We start from the raw sequence: 8,366 nt of genomic DNA, 5'->3' as shown, positions 1-8,366 counted from the left end.
TTGATTGAGCCAGGCCATCATTTCTTGAGCAAGTAACCCATAAGCAGCTCTTTTATCTTCTCTTCCTGATCTATCTGAAAAAGCTTCCGGTTGCATTCTTGCCCATGAAAAGCATAAACGTGATGCTACAGTTATGCTATCAATAAAGATAGAGCGGTATTTAGAAACTTCAGAAAGAAGATCTTTGTGCTTGCTACAGACATGCTCATAGTGTTTTTGACTATACGCTTGATCAGACCTTAATGCAGGATTAGGACCACCAATAAGACAAGCAATGTCTCTGGCCTCATTCCAAGTGCGAATCTCAGTTGAATCTCCTTTCCAGTCTTGTACAGCAAGAAGTCCTGCTTCAAAATCAAGGCAAAGCGTTGTTGATTCATCAAGAGTTTTAAGTAGGCTAGTCTTGCCGATTCCATAAGGTCCGAAGATTACCATTTTCACACCTGTGACCATTTTTGCTCTTTCTTTGCTGTTTATTATTTTCATGCTTTTACCTTAATTTGCCACTATATATAAATTCACTAAATTTCAAAAAACTGTTCAATTTTTCTTATGCTTTTTTCCGTAAACAGGTGCAAATTTAGATCGCATTTTCTTGAGAATGTTGTACAAAGTAGTCCGTGACATATTGTTCATGTCTGCAACTTCAGCAATGCTGTGATGTTTAAGTTGTTCACATAAAACTTGCCACTTCTTTGGTAATTTTGAAATAATTTGCTCAACATCAATACGTAGTATCGTTTCATCTTCAAAGCAGTAACTTTCTTGTTGCACATTATTTTCAAGCTTAGGAGTAGTACGTGAGTGTTTACGGACTAGATTATTAATACGATTTTTAACAACTTGCTTAGCAAAGGTTGAAAGACTGCCCTTAGTTTTATCATACTGATCTATGCATGAAAGAAACTCACAGAAGAGGTCTTGTTCTATGTCTTCAATATCTTGATCAGTAAGCGATTTATAATATTTTGCGTAAAATTTTATTAAATTAACAACTTTAGGATCAATACCTGAATAAGAGTTTCGAGATTTCATAAGATGTGTCCTTAAATGAAAGACTTAAGGATGAAACTTTCTTAGTAAATATTGTAGGACATGAAAAAAATACCTCAGACAATCGTGAGTTTTTTACCCTCTGAAAACCTGGAATCTTTTTTCAAACCTCAGACACTCAAAACTTTGATCAGACAATACACCTACGAACTGAACAGTTTTTGTAAATCCGGTGAATATATAGAACAAGACTTTCAACTTACAGGTAATTTCATGAGTGATTCATACAATGTTCAAGAACTTAAAGCACAACTTCTATTAAACTTAAGATCTTGTCTTTTGTACTTGCTACCTAACGGAACTTTTCACAAAAATGAGTTTCAAGTAGGTGATATATGGGGTAATAAAGGAAAAAGTTTAAGAGTAGAACTAAGTGGCAGTAGAGCCGGGTTATGGAATGATTTTGCAACTGGAGAAGGTGGTGACATTATCGACCTTTGGGCAGCTGTGCATAGAAAGAATGCAAGGACAGAGTTTCCTGAGGTAATAGCTTCAATAAGTGAATGGCTCGGAAATAATAAAAAAATACAGAGAGAAACAATATGTTGATGAAGACTTTGAGAAATTCATTACCCAAAGTTGGAATTATTATGATGAAAATGGTCAGGTGATTGTAAAAGTTTATCGTTCTGATCCTCCTGGAAAGAAAAAAGTATACAAGCCTTTTGATATCAAACAATCTAAGTTTGCATCACCAGAAATAAGGCCTCTATATAATATTCCAGAAATCTTAAAGTCTGATAAAATTGTTCTGGTGGAAGGGGAAAAATGTGCAGAAGCGCTGATAGAGAAAGGAATAACTGCAACAACAATAATGTCTGGAGCAAACGCAGATGTCAAAAAGACTGATTGGTCACAACTGAAGGGCAAGCATATTATTATTTGGCCAGATAATGATGAAGCAGGTGCAAAATATGCTAAAAATGCTGAAAAAAAGCTTTTAGAAATCGGAGTTGAATCACTTGTTGTTCTTAATATTCCACAAAATAAAACAAAAGGCTGGGATGCTGCTGATTGTGTAGAGGAAGGAATAAATGTTAAAGAATTTTTAGCTTCAACTGCACTTACTACTAATACTCTAAGTACAAAAAGTTTGATTTCATTTTCTGCAAGGCAATACTTTAACGATAAATCACCGATGCCAGAAGATATAATTGCACCTAGGATTTTAACTCCAAGTGGACTTTTAGTGTTTGCTGGAGCACCTAAAGTAGGAAAAAGTGACTTTTTAATTTCTTGGCTAATTTACATGGCAGCAGGAGTTCAATTTCTTGATATGGTACCTAAAAGGCCTTTGAGGATCTTTTATCTTCAAACTGAAATTGGCTATCACTATATGCGCGAGCGTATTCAACAACTGAAACTTAGCGAGGAGATAAGAGAGCTTGCTGGGGACAATATAATGATTACACCACAGATAAAGTTGCTTCTAAATGATGATGGTATAGAAAAAGTTTTGAATGAAATAGAAGACTCATTTAGATTAAATGCTGTTGATATCATTGCAATAGACCCGCTACGAAATATTTTTGATGCTGGTGAAAACGGTAGTGAAAATGACAATAATGCTATGTTATTCTTCCTTCAAGAAAGAGTTGAAAAGCTAAGAACACTAGCTAATCCGGATGCTGGAGTTATTTTAGTACATCACACGAAAAAGATACAAAAGAAATCGCTGGAAGAAGATCCGTTTCAGAGCTTTAGTGGCGCAGGTTCATTGCGAAGCTTTTATACTACAGGAATAATAATGTTTAGGCCAGATGAACAGCAAAGCAACCGTCAGTTAATATGTGAGTTACGCAATGGTCACGCTATTCCACCAAAATGCATTGATAAAATCGATAACTGCTGGCATACAATTGATCACGAATCGCGGAGACTTGTGAATAAAGACTATGGTCAAAAGTTAGATGCAGAACGTTCTCGTAGACATGATATTATTTTGCAATTGATTTATGAAGAAGCACGAGAAAAAGGAAAAGTATATACAATTAATTCATTCTGTCAGATATTTGAAGGTAAAGCAGGTCTTGGTAGTCAGCATTCTATTCGTAACCGTATCGATGTGCTTGCTGCAAAAGGTTATATAAAATTCAACAGAGAAGGTAAAAATGCTGCAAGAACAAAATATGGAATACTTTGTGTTGAAGGTATGGAAAAAAGAGTAACAAATCAACTAAACAAGAATGTTATAGTCTATGAAAAGATTTTACCTACTGATTACAAATCATCGGAAAGTGAGGATGTTGTTCCAGAAGAAAATCCAAATATTTGGGTTTATAACGATCAAATTTTAGATATCTAGAACTTTTTCACTAAAATTCTTTATTACTTAAATATTTCAGTTTTCAGTCTTGGCCAGTTTTTGTCAGAATGTGTTCAGTCTACGAAGTCAGAATTTGTTAATAATTAAAAAGTACTAGATTTTCAATAGTTTAAGAAATCGTCAGACTGTGAAATCGTAGACTGAAAAAAGAGATAAAAGGCTAGAAATATAGAGGGTTTTGTCCGATTTTCAGTTTTCAAAATAACTCCTATTATTATAAATAATAATATTAAGTAGTATGAATTAACACATACTACCTTTAGCTTTTAGCTTACTACAAAATCTCAATAGACAAAAATATGAAAAACCTACTATTGCATTTTGGACAACCTGAAAAAAAGATGAAAGATAAATGCTTACAAAAGACAAAATGGCTAATAATAGCGTTTTAAAAAGATTCTACGACTCCAGGGTACAATTGTACAACCAGGACCTAAGTTACTCATGTAAGGTAGCTCAAAACTCGATTAAGAGTCATTTTTAAATTATTTCTTACCTTAAACTTTTACTTGCTATAAAAAAGCCTCACCTTAGTCTATCACGTTTTTTATTTGTTGTAAAATATTTTTTCAAAAAAGTGAACAGCTTTTGTAATTTAGGTGAAACAAGAGCTGATTATTTTAGAGGTCTTATAGAAATATAACAACTTTTATCTAAAACTCCTAAGGAAATATTTTAGCTAATCTCTATAAACAAATTGTAGGTGAAGTTAAAGAAAAAAAGTTTTGCCATAAACATAAGCTATGGAGCTCGTAAACTGCTTAAAATGGAGATAAAGATCTAAATTTATTTATTTACGTCTCCAATTTCATCGCGTACAATGGAGACAAAGATTTATGTTTTCACTATTTATTGGCAGATAGGGCTTTCTAAAGGGTGGGTCACCCCCCTTGAAATTAAAACAAAAGGTGGTAGACAAGATGTCAAACACAGATAACTCAACTACAAGCTGGTCTTTGTTGTAGTTATTTTCTCACCTGCTTTAATTAATTCATCAAAATCAGATTCATACTCTGTATAGCCTTTCTTATAATAGTCCGAATGCGATAAGATATGTGTTAGCAGGCCAAATGTTGTTTTTTTACATTTTTAAGATAAGAAGTGTATAGCTGAACTTGTTTTTTATACAGCATTTCTTATATTGATCAAATCTTTCAATTGATTATTGCTAAATTCTGTAATCCAACTTTCACCGCTACTTATAGTTAAGTTTGCTAACTCTTTCTTGCTTTGAATCATCTCATCAATACGCTCTTCAAAAGTACCTGTTGAAAGTAGCCTGTACACCATAACATTACGTTCTTGTCCAATACGGTACGCTCTATCTGTTGCTTGTGCTTCCACTGCTGGATTCCACCATAAATCGTAATGTATTACATGGTTTGCTGCTGTTAAATTAAGCCCTGTTCCACCAGCTTTTAAAGATACTATGAGAATATTTGATCGAAATGAGTTTTCAAAATCATTAACCATTTTGTCTCGTGCTTTACGGGATAAACTTCCATGCAAAAATGGCACTTTTGATTCAAACTTTTCTTCAAGTAGCCTAGCTATAATCTCACCCATTTCAGTGTATTGAGTAAATATCAATGATTTTTCTGCAAGCTCACTAATTCCTATCAATATCTCTTCTAGCATCTGCATCTTTCCTGACTGTTCAATACTTGCACGCTTTTTCTTGCCAAAATGCGATGGATGGTTACAAACTTGCTTTAAAGCATTGATAAGCTTAAGAATTAGACCCTTACGTTCAATTCCTTCACTCCTTTCTATCTTTTTCATAGTTGTGTTAACTACTTCTTGATAAAGTGCTGTTTGCTCTGGAGTTAGAGAACAATAACGATTATTTTCAATTTTATCTGGTAGATCCTCTATAATGCTTTTATCACTTTTTACCCTACGTAGCATAAAGGGATGAGTAACTTTCATGAACTTCTCTAGACAAACTTTGTCTCTCGCTTTTTCAATTGGTGTTGCAAAATGAGTTTTAAATTCCTTAGGAGTACCAAGGTAATATTTATTAGTAAAATCAAAAATACTCCAATATTCTAGTAGCCTATTTTCAACAGGTGTACCACTCATTGCTATTCTATTTTTTGCTGCAATAGCTTTTATAGCTTTGCTCTGTTCACTGTGGGGATTCTTTATATTTTGGGCTTCATCAATCACGAGCAAAAACCATCCTACTCTGTTAAGCTCTTTTTTATCACGACGCGCAAGACCATAGGATGTGAGAGCTACATCATAATCATTTGCCAATTCTCGATTTTGTCCATGATAGATGAAAAGCTTTAATTCTGATGCAAAACGTTCCATCTCTCGTTGCCAATTGCTTAATATGCTTGTTGGCGCTACTATCAAGACTTTATCTTCATCTAAAAATCCCACATTCTTACAGTATAAAATGGCTGCAATAACTTGTAGTGTTTTGCCAAGACCCATGTCATCAGCAATTATACTACCAAATCCCGTCTCTATGTTCTGCACAAGCCAACTAAATCCACGTTTTTGATATGGACGTAACTGTGCTGTTAGGTTACTTGGTACATCAACAGGTACATAAGTGTTAAGCTTTTCAAATAGGCTTTTAATCTGCTGATCAAGTCCTACCTTTGCTCCATCTAGTTCACCTCCTAAAGCAGCTTGCATCAGCTCTGCTTGACTCAAGCGTTCAGGTAACTTATCAAATTTTTTCAGTAGAGCTTCTACCTCCTTATCATCCAAAAGCACATATTGGTCTATAATCTTTATAAGTCCACGAGAATCTTTCAGTAGCTTTTTAAATTCTGTAATGCTTATCTCTTTATCACCTATCGCTATTTTCCAATCAAACTTTAATAATTTCTCAAGCGTTAAGAAACTTTTCCGATCTTCTTCAATTTTGCCTTTAGCAGATAAATTAAGACTCAACTTTGGCTTTAGGATTTTTTCCAGTGATTTTGGTAAGATAACTATAACGCCAATTGCTCTTAACACCGGCAAGATATTTAAAAACAATGGTGCAAAATCATCTAAGCTAAACAGTAATCTACTGCTGTCATCAATCGATCTTTCTAGCTCAGGTATGTATTCGGATAGCATTCCCATATCAGATAAAATGCTCAGTTTTGTGCTGCAGTTAGACAATGCTTTTTTCAGCTTTATTATCGATTTTCCATCATCTAAAGATACCTGTATATCAAGCTCAAATCTTTCATAATAATCTTTTACCATTAAGTAAAGTTTGTATGGTTTATCTGTTAAATAAAGCCGTGATAACCAGAGATTAATTGCTTGAGGTATTTCTCTGTTGCTAAACTCACTAAACTTGTATGCTGATCCAGTAAAAAATAATGCAAAGATGTGCTTGTCTCTATACTTATCCATCGATGAAGGAAAGGTATTCTTTTCTCTATACTTATCAAGTGCTGCAGGAAAATTATTTGCCATGTATCCCAAAAGGATTAAAGAAATTGCAATATTAACCTGTTCTTCAGGCTCTATAGAAGTTTTCTGATATTGAATTAGTAGAGGTGGACACATAGATGATATTTTTCTATGAATTTCTTTGACTGATTCATTAAACAACGCAGGGATCCACCTAATTATAAATTCTCCTCTTTTATTTTGTAGTATTTGTGGTACTAGTGCTGATTTTTCCATGAGCATACGTGCAAACTGTGAAATCATATGCATGAAGCGAAGCTCAGGATTAAGCTTATGCAGTAATGAAATAGGAATATCGTTTAAAAATTGTGCTATATTCCTTGAAACACTTTCGCTGAGCATAAATGAATTAGCTATACCATTGCTTACTTGAATAACTTGGTATTGGTCATTGATAAATAATTGAAATGTTTGCCAGTGTTCAATACTTCCCCATTTGCTAGTAAACAATTCTTCTTCCGATAGCTTTTTCTTGGAAGAGTAGAAAAAATAATCTGATTTCCCCGTAGGATATTTTTGCCAATGCTTGTAAGCTGTTTGCAGAATACTGTGAAAATTTTTTTCAAAAAAGAGTGGATTATTCGTCAAGATATTTTCGATACAGCTGGCAAGGTTAGGAATAGTCGATAGATCAATATCATTTAAGTTGACTTGGTCATATACTTTAACTTTAGAAGACGATTTAAATAGATCATTAATTTTTAGAATACTTTGAATGTTTTCTAATTTTCCATTTCCAAAATCATCAATCAGCGACAACAAGTCACAATTATGAATATTGAAAATTACGAAAGGGTTTTTATCAATTTCTGCAGCAATAAGATAAATCACAGCAGCAATATGTTTACAAGGCATAGCCCAATCAGGACAATTGCAACTTGCGTTCATTTCTTCCCAATTCGAAGGAAATAATTTAATACCTGAGTCGTTAAGCTTATCAAACAAAAGTGTTGGTAATTGTCTATTTATTAATTTAGGCAATATAGAGGGCGAATTTTCAATAATACAACGGATAGCTGATGAATTTAATTCATTGAGTGTTATTTTAACTTTATATGGATGAGGTCTTGAACCACTAACTTTGGCTGTAATTGTATTGCCGTTGATTTGAATACCAAAAGCTCGACCAGTATTAGCATAAGTTCTACCACGTGAAAGGCGGTTATCGTAATCAACTTCACTGAAAGATTGAAGCCATTTCTTACCCCACCATGTTCTCCCGTAAATAGACATTATATATATTTTAGCCTAAATAAACTCAAGTAATCTAACATAAATCACTACAAAATGCCAAAAAAACAACAGAAAAGGCAATATGAAAACCTTTTTTTCTATAGTCTCTTCATTTTTTGTGATTAAAAATTATTTTAACTTTTTTTGAGAAAATTCCGGAAAAAGTAGTAAGAAATCCGGTATATATATATTATAGAAGGGCATTGATGCAGTTTGTGGATGCGCTTCAAATACAAAAACTTTAAGTGTCAATCCGAAACTCGGCAAACAAACATTGAGTAGATTTGTATTTTTTTAGATAAGGTAAAAACTTCGTTTTAAAGCTAGA

3 protein-coding genes and 1 pseudogene are annotated in these 8,366 nt (G+C 33.5%); 1 reads left to right on the top strand and 3 read right to left on the bottom strand.

Annotated features, from left to right (window positions below):
- Positions 1–486, bottom strand: a 486-nt coding sequence (locus WP_RS01600) for an AAA family ATPase (protein WP_012481803.1), incomplete at its 3' end; no start/stop codon positions are given.
- Between the two features lie 54 nt (positions 487–540).
- Positions 541–1,035: an RNA polymerase sigma factor gene (locus tag WP_RS01595; RefSeq protein ID WP_012481776.1), complete on the bottom strand. Its 495-nt coding sequence runs from the start codon at positions 1,033–1,035 to the stop codon at positions 541–543.
- A 231-nt stretch (positions 1,036–1,266) separates the two neighbouring features.
- Here WP_RS01595 and WP_RS06925 point away from each other — a divergent pair.
- Positions 1,267–3,358 (top strand): annotated as a pseudogene (locus WP_RS06925) (AAA family ATPase).
- A 1,143-nt stretch (positions 3,359–4,501) separates the two neighbouring features.
- On the opposite strand, the gene WP_RS01585 reads toward WP_RS06925, so the two are convergent.
- On the bottom strand, positions 4,502–8,038 hold the full coding sequence (locus WP_RS01585) for a DEAD/DEAH box helicase (RefSeq protein WP_012481802.1): 3,537 nt from the start codon (positions 8,036–8,038) through the stop codon (positions 4,502–4,504).
- Positions 8,039–8,366: the final 328 nt, after the last annotated feature.

This window comes from Wolbachia endosymbiont of Culex quinquefasciatus Pel (genome assembly GCF_000073005.1).
Lineage (GTDB): Bacteria > Pseudomonadota > Alphaproteobacteria > Rickettsiales > Anaplasmataceae > Wolbachia.
The sequence above is the reverse complement of the archived record's forward strand: the minus strand, read 5'-3'. Positions and strand labels throughout refer to the sequence as shown.

What these genes read in the sequence shown, in the direction of transcription:
- WP_RS01585 (WP_012481802.1), bottom strand. Translation starts at nt 8,038, where the DNA reads ATGTCTATTTACGGGAGAACATGGTGGGGTAAGAAATGGCTTCAATCT.
- WP_RS01595 (WP_012481776.1), bottom strand. Translation starts at nt 1,035, where the DNA reads ATGAAATCTCGAAACTCTTATTCAGGTATTGATCCTAAAGTTGTTAAT.